Here is a 26,648-nt window from a genome sequence, read left to right on the forward strand (position 1 = left end):
TCTTGGAGTTGTTCGGCCATCTATCGGGCATTTCGGACCGCAATGGCCGAACAACTCCAAGATCAACTCGGGGCGGGCGGGCGGGACGGGAGGGAGGGCGGGACGGGCGGGGCCGTCGCGCGGGCCGACGGCCGCGTCAGGGGCGGGCGCAGCGGTCGTCGACGAGGACCTCGACCGACCGGTCCCCCGCCAGCACGCACGACGGCGGCAGCACGAACCAGCGCAGCGCCTCGAACTCGTCCGAGAGCCCGGTCGGACCCTCCTCGAGGGTGCCGGGCCGGCCGGCCAGCACCGCGCGGGCGTCGGACAGGTGCGCGGCGAGCACGTCTTCGCCCACCCGCTCGTGCCGCTCGGCTCCGATCAGTGCGCCGTCGTCGCCGTAGCGCAGCCCGGTGAGCCGGACCGGCGGCCGCGACGTCCCCTCGCGGTGCCGCCACAGCCCGGTGTGCGGGTCGAACCCGTAGTCGGGCAGCAGGCGGTACCCGTCGGCGGCGATCAGCGCCACCGCGTCGACGAGGTAGTCGCGGACGGTGTCGGAGACGAAGTAGTTGAAGTTCAGCCGGGTCCAGCCGGGCTTGATGCCCTCGCAGCCGACGCCGACGACGTCGCGGAACCCCCTCGACTCGTCGGGCCCGACGGACAGCAGCCGGTGGCCGTACGGACCGGCGCACGAGCAGCCGCCCCGCGCCTGGATGCCGAACAGGTCGTTGAGCAGCGCGACGACGAAGTTGTGGTGCAGGAAGCGGTCGCCGTGGCGGATGCGGAACGACACGATCGACAGTCGCGGGACGTCGCGGTTGCCGAGCACGTCGACCTGCGGCACGTCGTTCCACCGACGCAGCGCGTATCGCCAGTGGGCCTCCTCGCGCTCCTGGATGAGGTCGGTGCCGACGGCGTCCTTGAGCCCGAACACCAGCCCCGCCCGGATCGACTCGACGATGGCCGGCGTGCCGCCCTCCTCGCGGGCGACCGGGTCGTCGAGGTAGCGGTGCTCGTCGGGACTGACGAACTCGACGGTGCCGCCGCCGGGGACGGTCGGGACCTGGTTGCGCACCAGCGCGCGGTCGACCACCAGCACGCCCGGAGTCTGCGGCCCGCCGACGAACTTGTGCGGCGACAGGAAGATCGCGTCCTTGTGGTCGCCGGCGCCGGGCGCGCTCTCGGCCATGCGGATCGGGACGTACGGCGCGGCGGCGGCGTAATCCCAGAACGACAGCGCGCCGTGCTCGTGCAGCAGCGCCGCGATGCGCTCGGTGTTCGTCAGCACGCCGGTGACGTTGGACGCGGCGGAGAAGCTGCCGATGCGCAGCGGCCGGTCGGCGTAGGCGCGCAGGAGGTCGTCGAGCTGGCGCAGGTCGATGTGGCCGTCGGCGTCGGTGTCGACGGCGACGACGTCGGCGATGGTCTCGCGCCACGGCAGCTCGTTGGAGTGGTGCTCGTACGGCCCGACGAACACCACCGGCCGGTTCTGCGGGACGTCGTAGAGGACGCCGTGGCGCTTGGGCGCTCCGGCCGGCAGCCGCAGCTCCAGGATGCCGATCAGCTTGTTGACGGCGGACGTGGCGCCGGACCCGGTGAACACCACCAGGTGCTCCTCGGTGCCGCCGACGGACGAGCGGATGGTGCGCCGGGCGTCCTCGCGCAGCAGCGTGGTCTGCAATCCGGTGCCGGAGCTCTCGGTGTGTGTGTTGGCGTAGAGCGGCAGCACCTGCTCGCGGACGAAGTCCTCGATGAAGTCGAGCGACCGGCCCGACGCGGTGTAGTCGGCGTAGGTCATGCGGCGCGCGCCGTACGGCCCGTGCAGGACCTCACCCTCGCCGATGATGCCGCTGCGGATGCGCTCGATCAGCGACGTCGTGACCATGCCGGCCCCCTCTCCCCTGCCTCCCAGCATGCACCCTGGGTGCCCGCCGGAGCACGCCGGAACCAGCCGCCGTACCTTTCGTGACTTTTTGGTAGCCAACGGGTGAATGTTTACCTACGCTGTGACACCACGTTCGTGCCCCCGGCTGAGGGAGTCACACCGATGCCCAACCACGACGACAACCCAGGCCGACGGCGGCTGCTCCCGCTGCTCGACCCCACTCGCGGCGGCCGCAGCGCCATGACCTGCCGCTATCGATGCGCCGACGCGTGCGCACACGAACCACCCAACACCAGCGACAACGCCTACTTCGGCGACGTCGTCGAGGCCGCCGTCAGCCGGCGCGGGCTGCTCCGCGGCGGGGCGGTGGCGGCCGCCGTCGTCGTCGGGTCCGGCGCGGCCGGGACACTCGCCGCCGTCGCGTCCAGCGACGCGGACGACGCCGCGGGCGCCGCGACGCCGCCCAGGCCGGACCACCCGGACGGTCCCGAGTACGGCCGCCCGGTCGGTTTCCGCCCCGTCGGCGACAACTCGCTCGACGCCGTCGTCGTCCCGAACGGGTACGACTGGTCGGTCACCATCGCGTGGGGCGACCCGGTGCTGCGCGGCGCGCCGGAGTTCGACTTCGAGGACCAGAGCGCCGCCGCCCAGCGTGAGCAGTTCGGCTACAACTGCGACTTCGTCGCCGTCTACCCGCTGAACCGCCGCTTCGACCGTGCGCTGCTCTGGGTGAACCACGAGTACACCAACGAGGACCTGATGTTCCGCGGCTGGACCGGCGCGGAGGCCGCCACGGTGGAGCAGTTGCGCATCGCGATGGCCGCGCACGGCGGGTCGATCGTCGAGATCGAGCGGGTCGGCGGCACCGGCGAGTGGCGCCCGGCCGGCGGCGGCCGCCGGCACAACCGGCGCATCCACACCGGCACCCCGTTCCGGGTCACCGGGCCGGCCGCCGGCAGCGACCTGCTGCGGACGGCCGCGGACCCGTCCGGCACCGAGGTGCTCGGCATGCTCAACAACTGCGCCGGCGGCACCACCCCATGGGGCACCGTCCTGACCGGCGAGGAGAACGTCAACCAGTACTTCGGCGCGTCCACCGGCATCACCGACCCGACGACGGCCGCGCGGTACGCCCGCTACGGCATCCGCACCACCGCCGGCACCGACCGCGCCTGGGAACGGGCCGACCCGCGCTTCGACCTCGCCACCGAGCCGAACGAGCCCAACCGCTTCGGCTGGATCTGCCAGATCGACCCGTACGACCCGCGTTCGACGCCGCAGAAGCTCACCGCGCTGGGGCGGTTCAAGCACGAGGGCGCGACGACGGCGCTGACGGCCGACGGCCGGGTCGCCGTCTACATGGGCGACGACGAGCGGTTCGAGTACGTCTACAAGTTCGTCTCGTCCGGCCGGTTCCGCGGCGGCGGCAGCGACCGCGACCGCCGGCACAACCTCACCCTGCTCGAGGACGGCGACCTCTACGTCGCGCGGTTCACCGGCGACAGCCCGGCGAGCGAGATCGACGGCTCCGGCCGGCTGCCGTCGGACGGGCTGTTCGACGGCACCGGCGAGTGGCTGCCGCTGGTCGTGGGCGGCGAGAGCGCGATCGACGGCATGAGCGTCGAGGAGGTGCTGGTGTTCGCCCGGCTGGCCGCAGACCGCGTCGGCGCCACCAAGATGGACCGGCCCGAAGACGTCGAGCCGCATCCCGTCACCGGCACCGTCTTCATGGCGCTGACCAACAACGACCGCCGCACCCCCGCCCAGGCCGACGAAGCGAACCCGCGGGCCACCAACCGGTGGGGCCAGGTCCTCGCCCTGGACGAGGACGGCGGCGACGCGGCCGCCACGTCGTTCACCTGGTCGCTCGTGCTGGTCGCCGGCGACCCCGAGGACCCGTCGACGTACTACGCGGGCTTCGACAAGTCGCAGGTCAGCATGATCAGCTGCCCGGACAACGTCGCGTTCGACCCGTCCGGCCGGCTCTGGCTGGCCACCGACGGCATGCCCGGCTCGGTCGGCGCCAACGACGGCATGTTCGTCATGCCGCTCGAGGGCGACGACGCCGGGCACCTGCGCCGGTTCGCCTCGGTCCCGGTGGGCGCCGAATGCTGCGGGCCGTGCATCACGCCCGACGGCCGCACCGCGCTGATCGCCGTCCAGCATCCCGGCGAAGAGGACGGCGCCTCACCCGAAGCGCCCGCGTCGACGTTCCCGTACGGCGACCAGCCGCGCCCGTCCGTCGTCACCGTCTGGCGCACGAGCCCGACCGGCGGCCCGTTCATCGGGGACTGAGTCCGGGGGGTGGGAAGGGCGGGCCGGCGTCCCTCGTCCGCGGCGCCGGCCCCGTCCCACCACTCTGCCGCGGTGCCGGTTCGGCCGGCGGCGTGACTGGGTGGTTCGGTTCGCCGGGTGGTTCGGTACGCCGGGCGGTTCGGTACGCCGGGCGGTTCGGTACGCCGGGCGGTTCGGTACGCCGGGCGTGCGTGTGTCGGGGTCGTGCCGTTGGCCGTCCCCCTGCTGCCCATTTTCTCAGCCGCGCACCCGCGCCTCAAGCGGACCTGCTTGGGCGCTTCGCGCCGACGATGACCGCTTGACCCGCGGCCGCACGGTCTCAGAACGGGCAGCTATCAGGGGGACGCGGCGGGTCTGGGCACACCTCGGGCTTCGCGGGCGTGGTGCCGGGATCCATCGGTCGAGTTGTCCGGAACCAGCGGTGCAGGGTCAGCGGTCAGCGTCGGTCTGGCGGCTGCCGGCTTTGACCCGGCCCACCGTCGACCCGGTCGCGCCCACCGTCGACCCGGCCACCGCTGCCGTCGCCCCGACCACTACAGGCCGCCGCCCCGGCCCCGTTGATGTCGGCGCGCGCCGCGGCGAGAACGGTGATCAAGAGACGGCCCACTGATGCCCTGGCGGCACGCAACCGCCCGTGAACACCGGTTCACACACCACTTCACCAGGCGTTCTCCCACTCCACCAGGCATGCACGCCTCGCAGAGCGGGAGAACGCCTAGGGATGTACGCGATCGTTGATGATCATCGGCGTCCACCAGCGCAAACGGCACACCGACGTCCGGAACGTACCGGCCGGCGCGACCCGCCGCAGCGGCCCACCGGTGAGACGGGCCACGACCGGGCCGACGAGCCGGAGGCGATCACGTCGGGATCGGTGTCCCGGCGCGGTCGCTGGCGATCGTCCGGTCATGATCCATCACTCCGGGCAAGTGTGCTGGTCAGAGGCTTAACGAAGGCTTGCCTAACTCATGCGTCCTTCACCTTCTGTTCGTTCTGATGTGGTGGCTCCCGTTCGCACCTGTTCCTAGGTTCTGGTGAGAACGTGCCGGAGAAGTGACGAAGGGACTCCCATGCCCGAACCCGAAGGCGCCCAGCGCCGCCGCCTGCTGCCCGTCCTGGGCGGCGTGCATGGCGGCCGCAGCGCCATGACGTGCAAGTACCGCTGCGCCGACGCCTGCTTCCACCCGGTGCCGAACGAGAGCGACAACGAGTACTTCGGCGACATGGTGAACAAGGCGATGTCGCGCCGCGGCCTGCTGCGCAGCGGCGCCGTCGCCGCGCTGGTCGTCGGTTCGGGCGTCGGGGGCGGTGCGCTGGCCGCAGCCGCCGCGCCGGCGAGCGCGAGCACGACGTCGTCGGGCCCGAAGCCGCCGAACCCGGACTTCTCGGACGTGCCCGAGCGCGGCCGCCCGGTCGGCTTCCGCTCGGTCGGCGACAACACCCTCGACACCATCGTGGTGCCCAACGGCTACGACTGGTCGGTGACGGCGGCCTGGGGCGACCCGATCCTGCCGGGCGCGCCGGAGTTCGACTTCGAGAACCAGACCGAGGCCGCGCAGCTGAAGCAGTTCGGCTACAACTGTGACTTCGTGGCGATCCTGCCGCTCGACCGCAACTTCACCAAGGGTCTGCTCTGGGTGAACCACGAGTACACCAACGAGGAGCTGATGTTCCGCGGCTGGACCGGCGCCGCCGCGGCCACGGTCGACCAGCTGCTCGTCTCGCAGGCCGCGCACGGCGGCTCGGTGGTCGAGATCGAGCGCGTCGCCGAGACCGGCGAGTGGCTGCCGGTCGGCGGCCGCCGCCGCTTCAACCGGCGCATCCACACCAAGACCCAGTTCGCGGTGACGGGCCCGGTGGCGGGCAGCGACCTGCTGAAGACCAGCGCCGACCGCACCGGCACGAAGATCCTCGGCATGCTGAACAACTGCGCCGGCGGCACCACGCCGTGGGGCACCATCCTGACGGCCGAGGAGAACTTCAACCAGTACTTCGGCGCGTCCGCGGCCGTCACCGACCCCACGACGGCCGCGCGCTACGCCCGCTACGGCATCCGCACCGCCGCCGGCACCGAGCGCGGCTGGGAGAAGACGAACAAGCGCTTCGACCTCGCCCAGGAGCCGAACGAGCCCAACCGGTTCGGCTGGATCGTCGAGATCGACCCGTACGACGCGAGCTCGACGCCGCGCAAGCACACCGCGCTGGGCCGGTTCAAGCACGAGGGCGCCACGATCTCCATCGCCGAGGACGGTCGCGCCGTCGCGTACATGGGCGACGACGAGCGCTTCGACTACGTGTACAAGTTCATCTCCAAGAACACGTACCGCCCCGGCACCAGCAAGCGCGACCGCGACTCGAACCTGCGGCTGCTGGAGGAGGGCGACCTCTACGTCGCCAAGTTCACCGGCGACAGCCCGGCGTCCGAGATCGACGGCACCGGCAAGCTCCCCTCCGACGGCGAGTTCGACGGCACCGGCCAGTGGCTGCCGCTCGTGGTCGGCGGCAAGAGCAAGGTCGACGGCATGAGCGTCGAGGAGGTGCTGACGTTCACCCGCCTCGCCGGCGACAAGGTCGGCGCCACCAAGATGGACCGTCCCGAGGACGTCGAGCGCAACCCCGTGACCGGCACCATCGTCATCGCGCTGACGAACAACACCGCACGCAACGCGGCCAGCGGGGTCGAGGAGCCGAACCCGCGTCTGAACAACAAGTGGGGCCACATCGTCGGCATCGACGAGGACGGCAACGACGCGGCGGCGCTCACCTTCTCGTGGCGGATCCTGGTGCTGGCCGGCAACCCGTCCGACCCGTCGACCTACTACGACGGCTACGACAAGTCGCAGGTCAGCCACATGTCCTGCCCGGACAACGTGGCCTTCGACCCGGCCGGCCGGCTGTGGATCTCCACCGACGGCATGCCCGGCGCCAGCAGCATCGCCGACGGCCTGTTCGTCATGCCGGTCGAGGGCGACGACAAGGGCCACGTACGCCGGTTCGCCTCCGTGCCGCGCGGCGCCGAGTGCTGCGGCCCGTTCATCACGCCGGACGGCCGGACCGCCACCATCGCGGTGCAGCACCCGGGTGAGGGCAGCGGCGCCTCGCCGGACAACCCGATCTCGACGTTCCCGTACGGCGACCAGCCGCGGCCGTCGGTGGTCACCGTCTGGCGCAAGAGCCCGACCGGCGGCCCGTTCATCGGCGACTGAGGTCCACCGGAACCATCCGCAGGCAGAGGGGCCCCGGCGCCGTCCAGGCGCCGGGGCCCTTTCGCGTCTCCGTCTCCGCGACTAGGGTGGGAGAGCGCTTTCCGTCATCGAGACCAGGAGGATGCGCATGAGTGCAGGGCGTCCGGGGTTCCCCGGCGGAACGGCGGTCAGCCACCTCACCGTCTACGACTGGCCCGGCGCCGACGGTCTGGCCGGCGGGTCGCCGCACCTGCACACGGCATCGGGCGAGGGTTACGTGGTCGTCGGGGGCAGCGGCCGGCTGCAGACGCTGAGCGGCGACGGCGCCGCCGAGCACCCACTGGCGGCCGGCACCGTCCTGTGGTTCACACCGGGGACGGTCCACCGCCTGGTCAACGACGGCGGGCTGCAGATCGTCGTCGTCATGCAGAACGCGGGACTGCCCGAGGCCGGCGACGCCGTCTTCACCTTCCCCGCCGAGGTACTGGCCGACCCGGACCGGTACGCCGCGGCCGCCGCGCTCCCCGACGGCGACGAGGACGCCGTCGCGATCGCCGCGCGCCGCCGCCGCGACCTCGCTCTCGAAGGGTTCGGCGAGCTGCGCGACCGCGTCGCCGCGGACGGCCCGGCCGCCCTGGATCGCCTGCACGAGCGGGCCGGCGCGCTGGTCGCCGCGAAGGTGCCCGGCTGGCGGACGACCTGGGAGCGCTCCGTGCGGTCCGGCGTCGACGAGACCGACCGCGTGCTGACAGCCCTGGGCGGCGGCGACGCCGGCCACCTGCGCACGGCGTCGGTGCACGTCGGCGAGCGACGCGAGCAGCCCTACCGGTACGGCATGTGCGGCCGGCTGTGCACCTGGGACGTCGCCGCCGTGGCCGGATGACCACGTTCGCCGCGGGTCCACGAGGCCCGCGGACCTCGTGAACCGGGAGGCGCCCTCGTGATGGGCGCGGCGAGACGGCGAGGCACGCCCGGGCCGGCCCCACCCGGCCGGTCCCGGCTACGGCAGATCGCGCGCCGGCAGGCCGGCCAGCCGGGTCGCCGTGAACCCGATCAGCTCGCGGGCGGCGGTCAGGTCGACCGGCGCCGTCCGCCCGGTAAACGCGCGCCGCCGCGGGACGTCCGGGTGGAACGCGGCCAGCAACTGCTCCGTCGGGTACGGCGTCGAGTTCTCCGGCGCGGCGACGAACACCGTGTGCGCGCCGGGCCGCGTCGGCCGCAGCGCCAGCTCGGCCGCCCTGGCGGCATCACGGGTCTCGAGATAGAGCCACAGGTCCGGCGCGGCATGGCCGGGGTCGGCGGCGATCTTCTCCAGATAGCCCGGCAGCCGGCCGTCGGCCACGGCGGCGTCGCCGAACCCGGCGACCATCGGGAACCGCAGCGCCACGACGTCCATTCCGTGGCGGCGGTGCATGGCCTGCGCGGTCAGCTCGTCGACCACCTTCGACAGCGAGTACGGATCGGCGGCGCGGCTGGGCGTGCGCTCGTCCAGCGGCAGGTACTCCGGGTGCGCCGGCTGCTGCGGCCCGTACCGGTAGCCCAGCGCGTTGATGCTGCTGGCGATGACGGCGTTGCGCACGCCCCGCTCCCCCGCGGCGTCGAGGACGGCGAACGTGGCGGCGGTGTTGCCGGCGAAGACGGCGTCGGGCGAGCCGAGCTCGGGCGCCGGGATGGCGGCCAGGTGCACCACGGCGCCGGCGCCGGCGAGCGCCTCCACCACGGCGCCGCGGTCGGTCGCGTCGCCGACGACGACGCGGTCGGCGGCGAGGTCGCCGGGGTCGTCGAGCACGAGCGCCGTGACCGCGTGACCGGCCTCGGCGAAGTGGCGGCAGGCGGTGCGGCCGATGAGGCCGGCGGCGCCGGTGATCAGTACTCGAGTCACGAGTGGTCATCCTCTCACCCGGTGTTCAACCGGCATTCAGTGACGATCCGTAGCATCCCGGAAACCCCCGACACCTGGAGGACCTCGTGCGCCTGCCCAGACCGTCCCTTCTCCTGGCCGCCGCCCTGCCGGTCGCCGCGCTGAGCGCGGCGCTGGTCGCGGCACCGGCCGCCGCCGAACCCGAGCCCGAGGAGCCGGCCGTCGTCCTGACCGAGGACTTCTCCGGCGGCGCGATCCCGGACGGCTGGACCGCCGCCGAGGGCGAGTGGTCGGTCTCGGACGGCCGGCTGGTCGGCGTCAGCACGTCGTCCAACCAGCAGTCGCGCATCACCTTCGGCCCGCACCTGCGGAACTACCGGGTCGAGGTGACCGCCCGGTTCGAGCAGGTCATCAACGCCGCCCGGTGGACCGCCGTCGGCCTGGACATCGCGCCGGACGGGTCGACGCCGTGGTGGATCGCCACCATGCGAAGCGGCACCACCGCGTCCAACGGCCTGGAGTTCGGCCAGCGCACCACCTCGGACTCGTGGAACGTCACGAACACCGCCGCCGCGCCGCACGCCGCCGGCACCGGCCGCGACGTGCGCATCGCCGTGGAGGTGCGGGGCAGCAGGGCCCGCTGGATCTTCGACGGCCAGGAGGTCATGCGCACCAGCGCGCTGCAGCGTTCCGACGCCGGTGTGCTGGGCCTGATCGTGAACGGCAGCACCGTATCCTTCGACGACGTCGTGGTCACAGAGCTGGAGGAGGAACCGGTGATCCGTCCGGTCGGCCCGGAGTCGACGCCCGCCGTCGTGGCGCACCGCGGGTACTCGTCGGTGGCGCCGGAGAACACGCTCGCCGCGGTGGAGTCCGCGCTGCGCAGCGGCGCCGACTACGTCGAGGTCGACGTCGCCAGCAGCTCCGACGGCGTGCCGATCATCCTGCACGACAACACGCTGGACCGCACGACCGACGGCACCGGCGCGCTGCCCAGCGTCACCTCCGACTACATCGACGGCCTGGACGCCGGATCGTGGTTCTCGTCGGCGTTCCTCGGCCAGCCGGTGCCGACGCTGCTCGACGTGCTGGAGCTGATGAAGGGCCGGGCGCCGGTCCTGCTGCTGGAGGTCAAGGGCCCGGAGACGTACGCCGAGCTGGAGGTCGTCGTCGGCCAGCTGCGCGAGCAGGGACTGATCGAGCAGACCATCCTGCAGAGCTTCGACGTGCAGGTGCTGCGCGACGTGCGGGCGATCGAACCGGAGCTGCGGCTCGGCCTGCTGCGCTCCAGTCTCGACGCCGACCCGGTCGCCGTCGCCCAGGACCTCGGCGTCATCGCCTACAACCCGGCCTGGACGGCGCTGCAGACCCGCACCGACGTCGTCGAGGACCTGCACGCCGCCGAGATCGCCGTCATGCCGTACACGATCGACGACCCTCAGCAGTGGGCGATCCTGCGCGACCTCGGCGTCGACGGCGTCATCACCAACAAGCCGGGCGAGCTGGTCGGCTGGAACGCGCGGCACGTGCAGACGGTGCCGGACGAGCCCACGGTGGCGTTCGCGGCGCCGGCCGACGGTGCCACGCTGACCCGCGGCGACGTGCTGGTGCCGGCGGTGACGTCGGAGCGGGCGGAGTCGATCGCGCTCACGCTGGACGGCGCCGAGGTCGCCGAGGGCGCCGCGATCGCGGCCGACACGCTGGCGGCCGGTGAGCACACCCTCGAGGTGACGGCGACCGGCGTCAACGGGACCGCCACCGCCACCACGACCGTGACGGTGCAGCCGTCGGCGACCGGCCTCGTCCGGCTGGCCACCGGCCCGGAGGTGAACCGGACGCTGCGCGACCAGCTGCTGCGCGCCATCGACCGGTCCGACTGGACCCGGGTCGCCTCGATCGCCGAGAACGGCGTCGGCGGCGACCAGCTGCCGGCCGAGCTGGCGGCGCTGATCGCGGCCGACGCCCGGGCGCTCTAGCGAACGCCCGGGCGCCGCGGCCGGCGGGTCGCCGTCAGCGCAGCAGGTGCTCCAGCGCCTGCCCCATGACGGCGGCCCGCTCGGCCGCGCCGTCGATGCCCTCCAGGCCGAACCCGGCGTAGAGCGTTCCGGGCGTCGCCGTCACCGCGGCCTCCGGGAAGCCGCCGGCCGTCGTGCGGACGTAGTCGTTGGCGTTCGGCGCGCTGCCCTCGGGCGGGCCGGGCACCTCCCAGCCGCCGAGGTCGGTCTCGAACGACGTGTCGCCGTCGCCGGTGCTGACGGTGATGTCGTCGAGGAACACGCCCAGTCCCTGGACCGCCCAGTCGCTGGCGTAGCTGATCGACACCTCGACGTCGCCGCCGGCGTAGGCGGAGAGGTCGACCTCCCACTCCTGCCAGCCACCGGAGTTGCCCGACGCCGCGTTCCACTCGCCGGTGGTGCCGGTCGGCAGGCAGGTCGTGTCGTCGACGACGGTCTGGTAGTGGTCCAGCCGCGGGTGCAGGGCGTTCCAGCCGGCCGGGCAGCTGCCGCCGGCGGTCTCCTGCGTCGTGTGCCCGTTCGCGTCGGGCAGGGTCGTCCAGTCGTCGGTTCCGGCCGGACGGGCCTCGACGAACAGGTGGTCCCAGGCGCCCTCGGTGTCGTACGACGTCCAGAACGACAGCGTGGCGCCGCCGGCCGGGACGCTGATGGTGTTCGTCAGCCGCTTGAACGAGACGTCACCGATCTGCGAGTAGACGTAGAAGTCGCCGGTGTGCGGCTCGAACGGGCCGCCCTCGCGGTCCCAGCGCGCGGCGACCCAGCTGTCGAACTGCGGGTGGGTGTCCGGGTCGAGAATGCCGCTGGTGACGATCTGCGAGTTGCTGTGGTCCTGGTTCCCGGCCGGGTCGAAGCCCCAGGCCATGCCGTCGAACGGGCCCTCGTCGGCGCCGATGACGTCGAGCAGGCCGTCGTCGGTCGTGCCGGCGTTGTCGACCACCAGGTAAGCGCCCAGCCAGTACTGCAGGACGTCGTTGGTGAGGTCGCCGGAGCCGGCCAGCACCCGGCAGCGCGCGGCGACCACGGGCGAGGACGAGCACTGCGCGTTCGCCGCGGTCGGGTCGTAGGCCTGCAGCCCGAGGTTCTGGGTGTACTGGCTGCCGGCGTACTTGCCGGTGTAGAGCACCCGGCCGCCCTCGTTGAGGAAGTCGCGGACCTCCAGCAGCTCGTCCATGGCCAGCCGCGACGCGTTGCCCGCCGCCCAGCCGGCCTCGCGGGTGACGACGTCGTCGCCCGTGTACCAGACGACGGCGTCGTAGTGCGACAGCACGCCGAGGGCGTCCGGCGCGGTCCGGCCGCGCGCGTCGACGTCGTACAGGTCGTAGCCCACGCCGTTGGCCGTCAACGCCTCCTCGTAGGCGGCCAGGTGGTGCGGGCCGCCCGGCTGCTGCACCGGCGAGGCGCCGGTGTAGTCCTCGGCGGCCAGGATCAGCACGTCGTTCGCCGACTCCTCGACCGCTGTGTAGGAGAAGGAGTCGCTGGACTCGCCGCCGCCCTCGAACCACACCTCGACGGTGTCGCCCGGGTCGGTCCCGGTGACGACGCCGCTCATCACCCGGTAGTAGACGTTGGTGCCGCCGCCGTAGCGGTCGCCGCCCTTCCACTCCTCCGTCGGCGCGCTGACCACGGGGCCGCCGTCGACCCGGTACTTCAGCGTCACCTCGCCGAGTTCGCGCTTGGCCAGCACCCGCACCTCCTGCGGGTCGCCGTAGGAGTACTCGAAGGTGAAGTCCGCCTGGGGCAGGCCGGCCTTGTAGGTGTCCTCGCTCTGCAGGTAGAACGGCTTCGTCGTCAGGCCGAGGTGCGACACCGGGTCGTCCGGGTCGGCCGCGGACTTCGCGACGTCCAGCGCGAACGGCAGCACCTTCTCGAACTCGGCCTGTACCAGCGCCTCGTCGTCGGGGAACACGAACCCGCTGCCCGGGACGCCCTCGCCGAGCTCCGGCGTCCACGCGAGAGTGCCGCGCTGGGCGTGCGCGAAGTCGGTGGTCTCGCCGTTGGTCACGTAAAGGACGTCCGACGACAGGCCGGGCTCCCAGCCGGCGATCGCCGGGGTGTCCAGGTTGCCGGACAGCGCGTAGTAGATCGGGTCGTCCGCGCTGGGCGTGCCGATCTGCCAGCCCTCCGGGTAGATCAGCCATTCACCGGCGGAGTGCCAGTTCACGTGGAAGGCGAAGTCGACGCGGTCGTAGAGCGACAGCATCGCCTGCGTCTCCGGCTCCGACCCGGCCGCCGGCCCGCGGTAGGTGTCGCTCGAGATCAGCGACGACGAACCCTCCTCGTCGTAGCCGAAGTGCTCGGGGTAGTTGCGGTTCGGGTCGACGCCGTCGAGCGCTGTGGTGACGCCGTCGCCGTCGTTGTCGCGCAGGTTCTTCCGCCACAACCGCTCGGCGTCGAACGTGTACTGGTAGCCGTCCGGGTTGGCCACCAGCACGAACCAGTACTCGTTGCGGCGCAGCAGGCTGCGCACCTCGCGGTCGTTGGACCGCCAGCGATCCACCAGGTCGTTGAGGAGCCGGCGGTTGACCTCACCGGAGATCCACTCGCGGGCGTGCTGCAGCGAGCTGTACAGCACCGCCGGGCGGGTGCCGTCGGCGATGCCGCGGGCGCCCTGGGTCAGCTTGAGCGCGATGATCTCTCGGCCCTCGTACGTCTCGCCGAGCACGACCAGCTTGGCGATCTGCGGGTTGTCCTTCGCCAGTTGGTAGAGCTCGTCGCGCAGCCCGCCGTCCTCGTCCCAGGACCGCCAGACGGTGTACCCGGCGGCCGCCTGCCGGGCCGCCGCCTGGGTCGCGCTGAGTCCGTCGGCGTTGCGCTTCACCTGGACGTCGACGCCGCGGCCGCGCAGGGCCCGCACCTCGTCGTCGGTGAGCACGAGGTCCATCGTGACGCCCGTGGCGGTCGGTTCGGCGGCGACGACGTCGAGGCCGTCGGCGCTGATCTCGGCCGCCTGCTGGGTGGTGACATCGGCGGTGTAGGCCTCCAGTTCGCCGCCGTCGTCGGCGCCCGCTCCGCTGGTGACCAGCAGCGAGACGCCGAGCCCGAGGGCGGCGGCAGCAGGGAGGAGACGTCGGGGCACGCGCATGGTGGACTCCTTCGTCCGTCGGAGACGACCGTGGTCGTGAACGAACTCGAGAGCCGGGGCCCGCTGCGGTCAGGCGCCCCCCGGGCCCGCCCGGTCCGGACCGTATCGGTTCCCGGTGATCTTGTGAAGCCGCTGGTCCGGACCACTCACGGCAGCGGTCGCCGCCCGGCGAAGCCGAGATCGGCACGGTGGTACCAGGCGAGCTCGGCGTCGCCTTCGAGCCAGCACAGCAGCACCGGTTCGCCGTCGAGCACCGACGGGAAGTCCAGCAGCAGCGGCGCGATGCCCTTCACCTCGGGGCCGGCGGCGACGATGGACGACAGCAGCTCGTCGAGGCGGGCCTGCGCCGCTTTCAGCTCCGGCAGGCCGCCGAGCGGTGACGACGTTCCGCGCTGGACGGCGGTGCCCAACTCGGCGAGGTCGGCGCGGACCTCGATCAGGGAGTCCAGCGTCGGGCGCAGCCGTTCCAGCACGGCGCGCGCCTCGGCGGCGGTGTAGAGGTCGTTCACTCCTCGATTGTCGCGGAGCGGACGGCCCCGCGTCAGCGCCGCGGCAGCAGGACCCGCAGAGTGTCGGCCGGGCCGAGGAACCGGTGACCACCCACGCAGTGGACGGCGACGTGCTCGACCGGGCCGGCGGTGCCGGACAGGCGGCCGCGCGACGTGACGGTGGCGGGCAGGGCGCATTCGGGGCAGTCGAAGAGCATGGTGCTCTCAGCGTGCCCAGCCACGGGCGTTGATCGCCATGACTCGTGAGCGGCGTCACCTGTGCGGTGGATCACACGGGTACGGGCGAAACACTTGCGGTGTCCGCATCGGCGGACTTTGCTGGAACCAGCAAGCGCGCATCGGGATCCGGACGCCGCCGGCGGCTTCCTGGATCACGGCACGAGGAGGTGACAGCGCGCCGCGGTTGCTCCCGTTGCGCTCGGTCGGGCCGGACGAGGCTGCGCCGGTCCCTGGCGTAGGCGGGAGTCCCATGACCAGAATCACCATGACGGTGGACGGCGTCCGGTACGACGACGACGTCGAGCCACGCACCCTGCTCGTCCAGCATCTGCGTGACCGCCTCGGCAAGGTCGGCACGGTCGTCGGCTGCGACACCAGCAACTGTGGCGCCTGCACCGTCCTGCTGTCCGGGAAGAGCGTCAAGAGCTGCTCCGTCCTGGCCGTGCAGGCCGACGGCGCCGACGTCACCACCATCGAGGGCCTGGCCGGCACCGACGGCGAGCTGCACCCCGTCCAGGCGGCCTTCCACGAGTCGCACGGCCTGCAGTGCGGGTTCTGCACCCCCGGCATGATCATGTCGGCGGTCGACCTGCTCACCGAGAACGCCGACCCCTCCGACGCCGAGATCCGCGAGGGCCTCGAGGGCAACCTGTGCCGGTGCACCGGCTACCAGAACATCGTCAAGGCGGTCCGCTCGGCGGCGGAGTCGATGCGCGCCAGCGTGCCGTCGACGCCGGAGAGCGCCGCGACGACGGAGGGGGTGACGACGTGACGGTCACCGAGCACCGTCCCACCGGCGAGGTCGGCCGCGACCGCCGCCGCAAGGAGGACGCGCGGCTGATCACCGGCCGGACCTCCTGGACCGACAACCTGTCCCTGCCGGGCATGCTGCACCTCGCCATCCTGCGCAGCCCCATGGCGCACGCGCGCATCACCGGCATCGACGTGACACCGGCCCGTGGCGCACCGGGCGTCATCGACGTGTTCACCGGCCAGGACGTCGCCGACATCCAGGGCAGCCTCCCGTGCGCGTGGGCCGTCACGCCCGACATCAAGCAGCCGGCCCACCCGCCGCTCGCCGTCGACGAGGTGCGCTTCGCCGGCGAGCCGGTCGCCGTCGTCGCCGCCCGCGACCAGGCGAGCGCGCTGGACGCGCTGGAGGCCATCGACGTCGAGTACGAGCCGATGCCGGCCGTCATGGACATGGAGGCCGCGCTCGCCGACGGCGCTCCGCTCGTCCACGAGAGCCTGGGCACCAACAAGTGCTACACCTGGGTCTTCGACTCCGCCGAGGCCGGGACCGGCGGCGACGTCGCGAGCGCTGCCGAGGCCGCCGACGTCGTGGTGCGCAGCCGGTACGTGCAGCAGCGGCTGATCCCCGCGTTCATGGAACCGCGCAGCGTCGTGGTCGACCCGACGCAGGACCAGATCACCGTCTGGTCGTCCACGCAGGTGCCGCACTTCGTGCGGTTCTTCCTGGCGTTCATGCTCAGCATGCCCGAGCACAAGATCAGGGTCATCGCCCCGGACGTGGGCGGTGGCTTCGGCGGCAAGCTGCAGGTCACCGCGGAGGAGTTCATCTCGTTCCTGGCCGCGCGCCGGCTCGGCCGGCCGGTGAAGTGCACCGAGTCCCGCGCGGAGTCGATGCTGGCCGCCCACCACGGCCGCGACATGATCCAGGACGTCGAGATCTCGGCCCGGAGCGACGGCACGGTGACCGGGCTGAACGTGCGGCTGCTCGCGAACATGGGCGGCTACCTCCGGCTGCTCACTCCGGCGACCCCGCTGCTCGGCCGGTACATGTACAACGGCATCTACAAGTTCCCGGCGCACCGGTTCGAGTGCACCGGCGTCTTCACCACGACCACGCCGACCGACGCCTACCGCGGCGCGGGCCGGCCGGAGGCGACGTTCGCCGTCGAGCGGGCGATGGACGACCTCGCCGCGAAGCTCGGCATGGACCCGATGGAGCTGCGCCGCCGCAACTGGGTCCGCCACGACGAGTTCCCGTTCGACACGGTCACCGGGCTGACCTACGACTCCGGCAACTACGAGGCCGCCACCGATCGGGCCATGGAGCTGTTCGGCTACGACGAGCTGCGGCGCGAGCAGCGGGCGCGGCGCGACTCGGGTGACCCCGTCCAGCTGGGCATCGGCATCTCGACCTACACGGAGATGTGCGGCCTGGCGCCGAGCCGCTGGCTCGGCTCGCTCGGCTACGCCGCCGGCGGGTGGGAGTCGGCGTCCATCCGGATGCTGCCGACCGGCAAGGTCGAGGTGCTCACCGGCACGTCGCCGCACGGCCAGGGGCACGAGACGGCATGGAGCCAGATCGTCGCCGACCAGCTCGGCGTGCCGTTCGAGGACGTCGAGGTCATGCACGGCGACACCCGGACCTCCTACAAGGGCCTGGACACCTACGGCTCACGCTCACTCGCGGTCGGCGGCATCGCGCTGGTCGAGGCCTGCAAACGGGTCGTCGAGAAGGCGCGGCCGATGGCCGCGCACATGCTGGAGTGCGACCCGGCGGACCTCGAGTTCGCCGACGGAGCCTACCGCGTCAAGGGGACGCCGGGCGCGGCGAAGTCGATCACGGAGTGCGCCCTCGCCATCTTCGCGGCGCACGACCTGCCCGAAGGCGTCGAGCCGTACCTCGACGCCGACGCCAGCTACGACCCGGTCGACTTCTCCTTCCCGCACGGCACGCACCTGTGCGCCGTCGAGGTCGACACCGAGACGGGCATGGTGACGATCCGCTCGTACGTGGCGGTCGACGACATCGGCCGGGTGGTCAACCCGCTGATCGTCGAGGGGCAGGTGCACGGCGGCGTCGCGCAGGGCATCGCGCAGGCGCTGTTCGAGGAGGCCCGCTACGACGAGGACGGCAACCTCACGACCGGCACGTTCGTCGAGTACACGATCCCGAGCGCGGCCGACCTGCCGCAGATCGTCACCGACCGCACCGAGACGCCGGCGCCCGGCCACCCGCTCGGCGCCAAGGGCGTCGGCGAGGCCGGCACCATCGCCTCGACCCCGGCGGTCGTGAACGCGGTGGTCGACGCACTGCGGCCGCTCGGCGTCACCGACGTGCGGATGCCGTGCACGCCGGAACGGGTCTGGTCGACGATCGCGGCGGCGCGTGCCGCGTCGTCCGGGGACGGAGGTGAGGCGCGATGATCCCCGCGGCGTTCGACTACACCCGCGCGGCCACGGTCGAGGACGCCGTCACGGCGCTGGCCGGGGCCGGCGACGACGGCAAGGCACTGGCCGGCGGGCAGAGCCTGCTGCCCATGCTGCGGCTGCGGCTGGCCGCGCCGGCCATGCTGGTCGACCTCGGCGGCCTGACCGAGCTGCGCGGCGTCCGCGACGACGGCGATGCGCTCGTCATCGGCGCCATGACCACGCACGACGACGTCATGCGGCATCCGCTGGTCCACGAGCACGCGCCGCTGATCGCGCAGGCCGCCGAGACCGTCGGCGACCGGCAGATCCGGCACCTGGGCACCTTCGGCGGGTCACTCGCGCACGCCGACCCGGCCGGCGACCTGCCCGGCGTCGCGCTGGCGATGGACGCGGTCATGTCGGTGGCCGGCCCGGGTGGCATGCGGGAGGTGCCGGCGAGCGAGTTCTTCGTCGACTACTTCACGACGGCGCTCGGCCCCGGCGACGTGCTGGTGTCGGTGCGGGTGCCGAAGCTGACCGGCTGGACCACGCACTACGAGAAGTTCCACCAGCTGGCGCAGTCGTGGTCGGTCGTCGGCGTCGCGGCTGCGGTGCGCCGATCCAACGGGAGCATCGCCGAGGCCCGGGTCGCCCTCACCAACATGGGCGTCACCCCGGTCCGCGCCCGCGGCGTCGAGGAGGCCCTCAGGGGCGCCCCGGCGACGGCGGACGCGGTGGCGGCCGCGGCCGGACGCGCCCTCGAGGGCGCGTCGCCGCTGACCGACGGCACCGCGTCGGCGGAGTACCGGACCCAGCTGGCGCCCGTCCTCACCCGGCGGGCGGTCATGGCGGCCGGCGGCCTCTAGCTGGTCGGCGAGGGGCCACCACCGGCGAACGGTGGTGGCCCCTGCGCCGTCACTCGCCGTCGGGCAGTGCTCGATCGGGCCTGGGCGGGACGTAGAACGGATCGGTGGTGGGTATCTCGTCCTCCCAGGCCACGGCAAGGTTCGGCGAGGGGAACGTCCACACCGCCGCTTCCTCGGGGGTCGGAACGTGGCCGTCGCGGACGAACCGGGCCAGCCAACGGCGGTCGTCCGCGGGGCGCTCGCCGCGGACCACCTCGATGCTCGCGGCGGGACCCGGCTTCAGCATGCCGTCGATGACACGGTCGGCCGACGACCCGGTGCAGCCGCTGGTCACGGGCTCGTCGGGACCGTCGCGTTTCTCCACAGAGCAGCCCATGCCGTCCTGGGCCACCACGATCCAGAAGCGGGTGTCGTCGAACCGGCCGAGATAGCGGCTCGTGCTGCCGGCGTATCTCCCGTACGGTTCGCCCGGCCGCTCGTGCTCCGACGTCCCGGGCGGCAGCTCGTCCTCGGGACGCTGCGGCTCGGTGAAGATGCTCATCATCGGGGACAGCTGGTCCAGCATCGCCTGGGCCTCGGGGGTCATCCGGTCGTCGGTCGCCGGCGGCGTCTGCGTCGCGGTCGAGGTGGTCGCGGGCGTCGTGGTCCCGCCCTGCTCGGGCAGCCAGGACGGCACGGCCGCCACGATCGCCGCCACGCCGGCGACGGTGATCCCTCCCGCCACCACCCGGCGGCGCCGGCGCGCCCGCAACCGCCGCTCGCCGCCGGCCCGGACCGCGTCCAGGTCGAACGGGGCCGGCGCCACGGTGCGGCCCGCGGCCCGGTGCAGCTCGTCGATCAGTTCCTCGGTGGTCATCACGCCTCCTCCAGGTCGAGCTCCGCGTGCCATCGGCGGCGCAGATGGGCCAGCGCCTCGTGGCACTGCCGTTTGACCGTTCCCTCGGCGACGCCGAGGTGCTCGGCGACCTCGCGGATCGGCCGGTCCTCGACGAACCGGAGGACGACGATCGCGCGCTGCTTCACGCTCAGGCCGTCGAGGATCCGGGCCAGGTCGAGCCGCTCGGCCACGCCTGCGTCGTCGCCGGGAGCGGCCGAGTCGGGGACGACGTCGGTGACCCGCTCCCGCCGCCACCACGCCCGCCGGGTCTCGGTGGCGGCCTGCCGGACCAGGACGGTGCGCGCGTAGGCACCGAGGTCGGCAACGCCGCCGAGCTTCGGCCAGGCGACGTACATCCGCTCCAGCGCGCCCTGCACGAGGTCGTCGGCACGGTGCCAGTCGCCGCTGACCGCATAGGCGAAGCGGCGCAGCCCCGGCAGTTCGGCCGTCGCCCAGTCCGCGAAGTCCTCGCGGTCGTTCGTCCCCATCGCCCCTCCGTCGCCGAGCCGTGGCCGTCATGGTGCTGACGCGCCGGGACGCCCGCGAGGTTGTGCCTCGACCGGCGCGGGTCCAGCGATGTGTCCGAGAGAGCCTCTAGGATCACCATTCACCGTCGTCTGGAGGCCCCGCGATGCCCGACAGCGTGTTCTTCGCTCTGACGCTCGCCTCGGCGGTGTCCGCCGGGCTGATGGCGGGCATCTACTTCGCCTTCTCGAGCATGGTGATGCCGGGGCTGCGCCGCCTGCAACCGGGCGAGGCCGTGCGGTCGATGCAGTCGATCGACGTGGCCCTCCTCAATGCGTGGTTCCTCAGCGCGTTCGTCGGCTCGGCGGTGCTGTCAGGCATCTCGGTGGTCTTCGCGTTCGTGCGCTGGGGCGAGGAGGAGGCCATCTACCTGCTGATCGCCGGCCTGCTGCTGATCTTCGGCTCGCTCGTCCTCACCGGCGCCTACCACATCCCGCGCAACAAGGCCCTGCACCTCGTCGACCCGGAGAGCCCGGAGGCGAAGGAGCGCTGGGAGACCTACGACGCGGAGTGGACGTCGTGGAACCACGTCCGCGCGGTCGCCAGCCTCGCCTCGGCCATCCTGTTCGCGGCCGGGCTGGCCACCGTCCAGTAGACGTTCTGCGGCGCAGACGATCTGCTGCGCAGACGACATAGCATGGGCGCGTGACGATCCAGGGCATCGAGGACGACCTCGGCTGGCGGCTCGGCGTGCTGTTCCGCGCGTACCTGCGGGCGGCCGACGCCGCCACGGCCGGCATCCCCGGCGACCACCGCGGCCGCCAGGTGCTCGCCGTCGCCGCGCGCGAGGAGCCGCGCACGCAGTCCGCGCTGGCGCTGCGGCTGGGCATCGACAAGACGGTGCTGACCTACCTGCTCGACGCGCTGACGGAAGCCGCCCTGGTGGAGCGGCAGCCCGACCCCGACGACCGCCGCAACCGCCGCGTCGTCGCCACCGCACGCGGCCGCGAGTTCCTGGCCGAGGCCGACCGCCGCATGGCGCTGGCCGAGGACCACGTGCTCAGCAGTCTCGGCGACGCCGACCGCGCGACGCTGCGGGCGCTGCTCGGGCGGCTGGCCGCCGGACTTCACGCCGCCGACCCGGTCGACGACCCGTGCCGCATGATGATGGAGATCGGTTCCTACTCCTAGGTCGCATCCCGCGTGTCCGATCCGTACAAGCGCCGCGCCCGCCCGCGTGCCACCCTGACGACGTGACGTACGCATACCAGGGCACCATGCGCACCCGGCCCGGACGCCGCGACGAGGTCGTCGCGATCCTGCTCGGCGGCGCCGACGGCCTGCGCGACGGCGGCTGCCACCTCTACGCGGTCGGCGTCTCCGAGACCGACCCCGACCTCGTCGTCGTCAGCGAACTGTGGGCGTCGAAGGAGCACCACGACGCCTCGCTGCACCTGCCCGAGGCGAAGGCCGCCATCGCCGCCGCGATGCCGATGCTGACCGGCGAGTTCACCGGCGCCGAGGCACGTATCGCGGGTGGCCTCGGCGTCGACGTGCTCACGGATGCAGCCGCGCGCCCTTGACGATCTTGTCGACGGCGTTCTTCGGGCCGTGTACCCCCAGCCCGGCGAGGCCGAGACCGGCTCGCCCGACGGCGCGGACGGCGGCCCGGTTGTCGCGGTCGTTGCCGGTGCCGAACAGCTCGCGGGTGAAGATTGCCGGCCGCAGGCCGCGGTCCAGCGCCCGTCCGTGCGCGGCGGTCAGGACGGCGGCGTCGCCGGCGAACACCAGCACCGGCTGGCGGAACATCGGCAGGTAACCGGTGCCGTCGGCGTCCTCGTAAGGCTCGCCGATCAACTCCGGGCCGGTCGCCGCCAGGCCGCTGACCAGGAACGCCGTCACGTTGAGGCGTTGCCAGACGGCGAGGTCGTCGGCGAGCAGGACGGCGATCTTCGTGGCGAAGCGGATCTCGTCGGTCACCTCTCCAGCGTCCGCCGGCCGGCCGCCACGGGTCTTGTACGGTGTTAGCGTGTTCGCCCCCGCCGGCGCCACGGTCCGCGCCTGGCATCCCGACGTGCCCGGACTGGTCGAGGTGTTCCACGCCCGGTTCACCCACCACGCCTATCCGGCGCACACGCACACCGCGTGGACGCTGCTCATCGTCGACGACGGCGCCATCCGGTTCGACCTCGACCGGCACCACCACGGCGCCGCCGGGTCCGCCGTCACGCTGCTGCCACCACACGTGCCGCATGACGGCCGGGCCGCGACGCCGGCCGGATTCGGCAAGCGGGTCCTCTACCTCGACCCGGACGTCCTCGGCGAGGAGCTGATCGGCGCCGCCGTCGACCACCCCACGTTCGCCGACCGGCAGTTGCGGCTGCGCGTCCACCAGTTGCACCGGGCGCTGGAGCGGCCCGGCGACGCGCTGGAGGCGGAGAGCCGGCTGACGCTGATCGGCGCCCGGATCGCCGCTCTGCTGGCCACCGGCCGCGCCGCGCGCGCCGCGGAACCACCGCGGCCACCGTCGCACCTGGCCGGGCGGCTGCGCGACCTGCTCGACGCGAACCTCGCCGACGGCGTCACGCTGCGGGCCGCGGCCGCACAGCTGCACGCCCACCCCACCCACCTGGTGCGCTCGTTCACGACGGCGTTCGGCCTGCCGCCGCACCGCTACCTGCCCGGCCGCCGGGTCGAGCTGGCGCGTCGGCTGCTGCTCGCCGGGCAGCGTCCGGCCGACGTCGCCACGGCCGCCGGCTTCTACGACCAGGCGCACCTGACCCGCCAGTTCACCCGCTACCTCGGCGTCAGCCCCGGCCGGTACGCGAGGGCTTGACCTGGAGCGCGCTCGAACTGGCAACGTGGGGGCGCATGACTGCGACGACGCGAACGCTGGGCCGCGGCGGCCTCGAGGTCAGCGCCCTGGGCATGGGCTGCTGGGCCATCGGCGGGCCGTTCTGGGCCGGCGACCAGCCGTGCGGCTGGGGTGAGGTGGACGACGACGAGTCGGTGGCGACGGTCCGGCGGGCGGTCGAGCTGGGGGTCACCCTGTTCGACACGTCCGACGCGTACGGCACCGGGCACAGCGAGACGATCCTGGGCCGCGCGCTGGCCGGGCGCCGCGACGAGGTCGTCATCGCGACCAAGTGGGGCAACACCATCGACCCGGCGACGCGGCAGCTCACCGGCACCGATCCGACGCCGGCCTATCTGCGCCGGGCGGTCGAGGGGTCGCTCACGCGGCTGGGCACCGACCGCATCGACCTGTACCAGCTGCACCTCAACGACCTGCCGATCCCCGTGGCCGCCGACCTGCTCGGCACGTTGGAGGACCTGGTCGAGGAGGGCAGCATCCGCTGGTACGGCTGGAGCACCGACTACGCCGACCGCGCCGCCTCCTGGGGCGAGGCCGGCCCGCACTGCACCGCCGTGCAGCACGCCTTCAGCGTGCTGCACGACGCCGCCGGGGTGCTGGCCGCGTGCGAGCAGCACGGCCTCGCCAGCCTGAACCGCAGCCCGCTTGCGATGGGCCTGCTCACCGGCAAGTTCACCGCGTCGTCGACGCTCGGGCCGGACGACGTGCGCGGCATCGCGCCGGACTGGCTCGCCTACTTCCGCGACGGACGCCCCGTGCCGCTCTGGCTGGAGCGCGTCGCCGCGGTCCGCGAGGTGCTGCGCAGCGGCGGGCGGACGCTGGCGCAGGGGTCGCTGGCGTGGATCTGGGCGCGCAGTGGTGCGACGATCCCGATCCCCGGCTGCCGGACGGTCGCGCAGGTCGAGGAGAACGCGGGCGCACTGGCGCACGGGCCGCTCGCCCCGGCCGAGCTGGCCGAGGTCGAGCGGCTGCTGGCGGACCTGCGTGCCGAGCCCGTCGCGGCGATGTAGCGACGTCAGCCGCTGATGACCTGGCGGACCTCCATGGCCCAGCGGCAGGCGTCGGGCCAGCGGGCGGCGATCTCGACCGCCCGCTCCTCCGATGCCACGTCGACAGCGAGGTAGCCGGCGAACTGCTCCTTGGCCTCGAGATATGGGCCGTCGGTGACGATCGTGCCGCCGTCGCGCACCTGTACCGTCTTCGTCCGCGCGGCGTCGACGAGCGCCTCGCCGCCGGCCCACTCGCCGGACTCCTGGAGCTCCTTCATCAGGACGTCGACCTGCGTGAAGATGGCCGACTTCTCGTCCTCGGCCATGGTCTCGAACGCGGCGGCGTTGTTGTAGATGAGCAGCATGTATTTCACGGTGCGACCCTTCGCGTTCCGGCGTCCCCGGTGGACGCCTCTCGGGCGAGACGTCGGAGGCGGCGCCCGCTTCTCGACATCCTCGTCCACGGCCGGCCGGCGTGGGTACCGTCACAGGTGACGAGAGGAGATCGACATGTTCGAGAAGACCAGGGCCTTCAGCGGCTTCTCGGTCGACGACATCGCGGCGGCGCAGCGGTTCTACGCCGAGACGCTGGGCCTGGAGGTCAGCGAGGCGAACGGCCTGCTGACGCTGCACCTCGCCGGCGGCAACCACGTGCTCGTCTATCCCAAGGGCGACGCCCACACCCCGGCGTCGTTCACCATCCTCAACTTCCCGGTCGACGACATCGACGCCGCCGTCGACGAACTCGCCCGCCGAGGTGTCGAATTCCTGCGCTACCCCGGCATGGAGGCCGACGCCAAGGGCGTCCACCGCGCCGACGGCCCGCCGATCGCCTGGTTCGCCGACCCCGCGGGCAACGTGCTCGCCGTCCTGCAGGAATGACCCGCACACACGAAGGGTCCGGCTCGCCCCGGAGCCGGACCCTTCGTGTCCTGCGGTGACTCGTCCACCCCCGTCACGGGACGAGCTACCCCAGGACGCTGGAGCGCTGCGGCGTCACCTGGCGACCACCACCGCATCCGGATCATCCCCACGCCCGCGCGAGGCGCTCTTCAACCAGCTGAGCGGCCAGCTCTTGCGAGACCTGGTGGGACGCCGCCGCCTGTGCCTGCCCTTCATCGTTCCTCCCTTGTGGGTTGGAATGACCCCCGAGAAGCGGGACACAGCCGCTCAGGGCCAGCGTGATGCCGGTCGGTCCCTGAGCGGGACTCCAGTGTTCTGTTGTGACTCCACTATGACACCGGCTGTTACAGAACTTCAAGAGAAATGACGATGTTGTTTTCCAGCCCACACCAGTAAGCGCGGTAGCGCATGATGACAGGTAAATTACTTGCTGTCTTGACGTAGATCAAGACTGTTCTTGAGAAGTTGTGTGCATTACCGTTAAGACACGGCGCCGCCTGCGCCGGAGCACGGCCGACGTGCGAACATCGAGCGGGATGTGAGGCCGATGTCCCCGATCGAAATGGCTCGCCTCGTGGCCGTGGTCGTGTTCCTGGCAGTGGCCGCCTATTCGGCCGCCCGATTCGCTTGGTCGGTGACACGACGAGGGCCGCGCACCGGCATCCTGGCGGCCGACGTGCCGGACCTCTCGCACGCGGTCATGGGCCTGGCGATGGCCCTGATGGTCAGCCCGGCCGGACCGGAGATCCCGGCGCCACTCGGCATCGCGGCGTTCACCGTGCTGGCGGCCTGGTTCGCTGCGCGGCTTCGGCATGACGGGCCACTGAGTCGCGCCGCCCTGCCCACGGCCCTGCGCGCCGATGGCCGGGGCGATGCCTGCGACTGCGGCCCCACTGCCGCCGCGGAGCCCGCCCGGCCCGGCGACGGCGAGCTCGGCGGCGACCCGCACACCAGCGACGGCGCGCGCCCCGGCGCCCTGCCCCGTCTCACCGATCTCACGAGCCGAGACCGGCACGCCGCCGGCCACGGCGGATATCACCTGCACCACCTCGTCGGCTGCGCCGCGATGGTCGTCATGTACCTGACCGGCCACGGCGCGCTCGCCGCCGACGCCATCGCCGCCACCGCGGCCGCCGGCGCCGAGACCGCGGCGACCGGCGCCGCACAGGACGCCGTCGCCCTCGACGTCCACGGGGCGCACGCCACCATGCCCGCGCTGGCGGCGCTGTGCTGGGCGTTCGGCCTCTACTTCCTGGTCGCGGCCACCTCACTGGGCTTCCGCGTCGGAGAGTCGTCCGTCCGGCGCACCCCGGCCGCACCGACGCCCGCCGGGCCCGCGTCAGCCCGCCTGCTGACCTCGCCCGCGGGCGCGTGTGCCACCGAGGTCGCGCTCAGCGCGGGCATGGCGGTGCTGTTCTTCAGCGCGCCCTGATCTCACCGCGCCCACACGCCGGTTCGGTTGACCGCCGCGTGACTGATGG

At 72.7% G+C, this 26,648-nt stretch carries 23 protein-coding genes; 14 read left to right on the forward strand and 9 right to left on the reverse strand.

Translation table 11 applies throughout. The annotated features are described in order from the left end of the window. Positions 1–136: 136 nt before the first annotated feature. On the reverse strand, positions 137–1,864 hold the full coding sequence (locus DZA62_RS27630; protein WP_116952174.1) for an aminotransferase class V-fold PLP-dependent enzyme: 1,728 nt from the start codon (positions 1,862–1,864) through the stop codon (positions 137–139). 162 nt (positions 1,865–2,026) lie between these two features. On the opposite strand from DZA62_RS27630, the gene DZA62_RS27635 reads away from it, so the two are divergent. From DZA62_RS27635 to DZA62_RS27645, 3 genes are all read left to right on the forward strand, one after another. Next, complete coding sequence (locus DZA62_RS27635) at positions 2,027–4,159, forward strand: PhoX family protein (RefSeq protein WP_116952175.1); 2,133 nt, start codon at positions 2,027–2,029, stop codon at positions 4,157–4,159. Between the two features lie 1,070 nt (positions 4,160–5,229). Further along, on the forward strand, positions 5,230–7,365 hold the full coding sequence (locus DZA62_RS27640; protein WP_116952176.1) for a PhoX family protein: 2,136 nt from the start codon (positions 5,230–5,232) through the stop codon (positions 7,363–7,365). Positions 7,366–7,492: 127 nt separating this feature from the next. Beyond that, entirely contained in the window at positions 7,493–8,227 is a 735-nt protein-coding gene (locus DZA62_RS27645) for a cupin domain-containing protein (protein WP_116952177.1), read from the forward strand. A gap of 117 nt (positions 8,228–8,344) precedes the next feature. Here DZA62_RS27645 and DZA62_RS27650 read toward each other — a convergent pair whose 3' ends face one another. Next, positions 8,345–9,226: an NAD-dependent epimerase/dehydratase family protein gene (locus DZA62_RS27650; protein ID WP_198664259.1), complete on the reverse strand. Its 882-nt coding sequence runs from the start codon at positions 9,224–9,226 to the stop codon at positions 8,345–8,347. Positions 9,227–9,312: 86 nt separating this feature from the next. Between DZA62_RS27650 and DZA62_RS27655 the strand changes: the two genes are divergently transcribed. Beyond that, positions 9,313–11,181 (forward strand): glycerophosphodiester phosphodiesterase, encoded by a 1,869-nt coding sequence (locus tag DZA62_RS27655; RefSeq protein ID WP_198664260.1) that lies wholly within the window; start codon positions 9,313–9,315, stop codon positions 11,179–11,181. Between the two features lie 34 nt (positions 11,182–11,215). Here the strand turns inward: DZA62_RS27655 and DZA62_RS27660 are convergent, their stop codons facing one another. From DZA62_RS27660 to DZA62_RS36555, 3 genes are all read right to left on the reverse strand, one after another. After that, positions 11,216–14,302 (reverse strand): M14 family metallopeptidase, encoded by a 3,087-nt coding sequence (locus DZA62_RS27660; RefSeq protein WP_116952179.1) that lies wholly within the window; start codon positions 14,300–14,302, stop codon positions 11,216–11,218. A gap of 146 nt (positions 14,303–14,448) precedes the next feature. Continuing rightward, entirely contained in the window at positions 14,449–14,811 is a 363-nt protein-coding gene (locus tag DZA62_RS27665; protein WP_198664261.1) for a DUF2203 domain-containing protein, read from the reverse strand. A gap of 32 nt (positions 14,812–14,843) precedes the next feature. Continuing rightward, on the reverse strand, positions 14,844–15,008 hold the full coding sequence (locus tag DZA62_RS36555) for a hypothetical protein (protein ID WP_198664262.1): 165 nt from the start codon (positions 15,006–15,008) through the stop codon (positions 14,844–14,846). Positions 15,009–15,280: 272 nt separating this feature from the next. Between DZA62_RS36555 and DZA62_RS27670 the strand changes: the two genes are divergently transcribed. From DZA62_RS27670 to DZA62_RS27680, 3 genes are read left to right on the forward strand one after another with little or no spacing between them, the layout of a single operon-like run. Beyond that, complete coding sequence (locus DZA62_RS27670) at positions 15,281–15,802, forward strand: (2Fe-2S)-binding protein (protein ID WP_116952181.1); 522 nt, start codon at positions 15,281–15,283, stop codon at positions 15,800–15,802. Then, positions 15,799–18,207, forward strand: a complete 2,409-nt coding sequence (locus DZA62_RS27675) for a xanthine dehydrogenase family protein molybdopterin-binding subunit (RefSeq protein ID WP_116952182.1) — start codon at positions 15,799–15,801, stop codon at positions 18,205–18,207. The genes DZA62_RS27670 and DZA62_RS27675 overlap by 4 nt, the downstream gene beginning before the upstream one ends. After that, positions 18,204–19,058 carry an FAD binding domain-containing protein gene (locus DZA62_RS27680; protein WP_116952183.1) on the forward strand — a complete coding sequence of 285 codons (855 nt, stop codon included), beginning with the start codon at positions 18,204–18,206 and terminating at the stop codon, positions 19,056–19,058. Before DZA62_RS27675 ends, DZA62_RS27680 begins: the two co-directional genes overlap by 4 nt. A 49-nt stretch (positions 19,059–19,107) precedes the next feature. On the opposite strand, the gene DZA62_RS27685 is transcribed toward DZA62_RS27680, so the two are convergent. Beyond that, positions 19,108–19,914, reverse strand: coding sequence for a hypothetical protein (locus tag DZA62_RS27685; protein ID WP_116952184.1), 807 nt, complete (start codon positions 19,912–19,914; stop codon positions 19,108–19,110). Next, positions 19,914–20,423 carry a SigE family RNA polymerase sigma factor gene (locus DZA62_RS27690; RefSeq protein WP_116952185.1) on the reverse strand — a complete coding sequence of 170 codons (510 nt, stop codon included), beginning with the start codon at positions 20,421–20,423 and terminating at the stop codon, positions 19,914–19,916. Before DZA62_RS27690 ends, DZA62_RS27685 begins: the two co-directional genes overlap by 1 nt. Before the next feature lie 143 nt (positions 20,424–20,566). On the opposite strand from DZA62_RS27690, the gene DZA62_RS27695 reads away from it, so the two are divergent. From DZA62_RS27695 to DZA62_RS27705, 3 genes are all read left to right on the forward strand, one after another. Continuing rightward, the gene (locus DZA62_RS27695) at positions 20,567–21,055 is read left to right on the forward strand and encodes an anthrone oxygenase family protein (protein WP_116952186.1); all 489 of its coding nucleotides are present in this window, start codon (positions 20,567–20,569) and stop codon (positions 21,053–21,055) included. 50 nt (positions 21,056–21,105) lie between these two features. Beyond that, positions 21,106–21,591, forward strand: coding sequence for a MarR family winged helix-turn-helix transcriptional regulator (locus tag DZA62_RS27700; RefSeq protein WP_198664263.1), 486 nt, complete (start codon positions 21,106–21,108; stop codon positions 21,589–21,591). Between the two features lie 62 nt (positions 21,592–21,653). After that, the gene (locus tag DZA62_RS27705; RefSeq protein ID WP_116952187.1) at positions 21,654–21,983 is read left to right on the forward strand and encodes a putative quinol monooxygenase; all 330 of its coding nucleotides are present in this window, start codon (positions 21,654–21,656) and stop codon (positions 21,981–21,983) included. Here DZA62_RS27705 and DZA62_RS27710 read toward each other — a convergent pair. Then, entirely contained in the window at positions 21,958–22,380 is a 423-nt protein-coding gene (locus DZA62_RS27710; RefSeq protein ID WP_198664264.1) for a DUF2000 family protein, read from the reverse strand. The genes DZA62_RS27705 and DZA62_RS27710 overlap by 26 nt on opposite strands. Before the next feature lie 49 nt (positions 22,381–22,429). Here DZA62_RS27710 and DZA62_RS27715 point away from each other — a divergent pair, with 49 nt between their 5' ends. Both DZA62_RS27715 and DZA62_RS27720 read left to right on the forward strand, forming a co-directional pair. Continuing rightward, positions 22,430–23,236, forward strand: a complete 807-nt coding sequence (locus DZA62_RS27715; RefSeq protein ID WP_116952188.1) for a helix-turn-helix domain-containing protein — start codon at positions 22,430–22,432, stop codon at positions 23,234–23,236. Between the two features lie 35 nt (positions 23,237–23,271). Next, positions 23,272–24,285 carry an aldo/keto reductase gene (locus tag DZA62_RS27720; RefSeq protein ID WP_116952189.1) on the forward strand — a complete coding sequence of 338 codons (1,014 nt, stop codon included), beginning with the start codon at positions 23,272–23,274 and terminating at the stop codon, positions 24,283–24,285. Positions 24,286–24,290: 5 nt separating this feature from the next. Here DZA62_RS27720 and DZA62_RS27725 read toward each other — a convergent pair whose 3' ends face one another. Next, on the reverse strand, positions 24,291–24,629 hold the full coding sequence (locus tag DZA62_RS27725) for a YciI family protein (protein ID WP_198664265.1): 339 nt from the start codon (positions 24,627–24,629) through the stop codon (positions 24,291–24,293). Between the two features lie 145 nt (positions 24,630–24,774). Here DZA62_RS27725 and DZA62_RS27730 point away from each other — a divergent pair, with 145 nt between their 5' ends. Both DZA62_RS27730 and DZA62_RS27735 read left to right on the forward strand, forming a co-directional pair. Further along, complete coding sequence (locus DZA62_RS27730; RefSeq protein WP_116952191.1) at positions 24,775–25,146, forward strand: VOC family protein; 372 nt, start codon at positions 24,775–24,777, stop codon at positions 25,144–25,146. 655 nt (positions 25,147–25,801) lie between these two features. Then, complete coding sequence (locus DZA62_RS27735) at positions 25,802–26,599, forward strand: DUF5134 domain-containing protein (RefSeq protein WP_198664266.1); 798 nt, start codon at positions 25,802–25,804, stop codon at positions 26,597–26,599. The last annotated feature ends 49 nt before the right edge of the window (positions 26,600–26,648 follow it).

This window comes from Jiangella endophytica (genome assembly GCF_003427025.1).
Classification (GTDB): Bacteria; Actinomycetota; Actinomycetes; order Jiangellales; family Jiangellaceae; genus Jiangella; species Jiangella endophytica.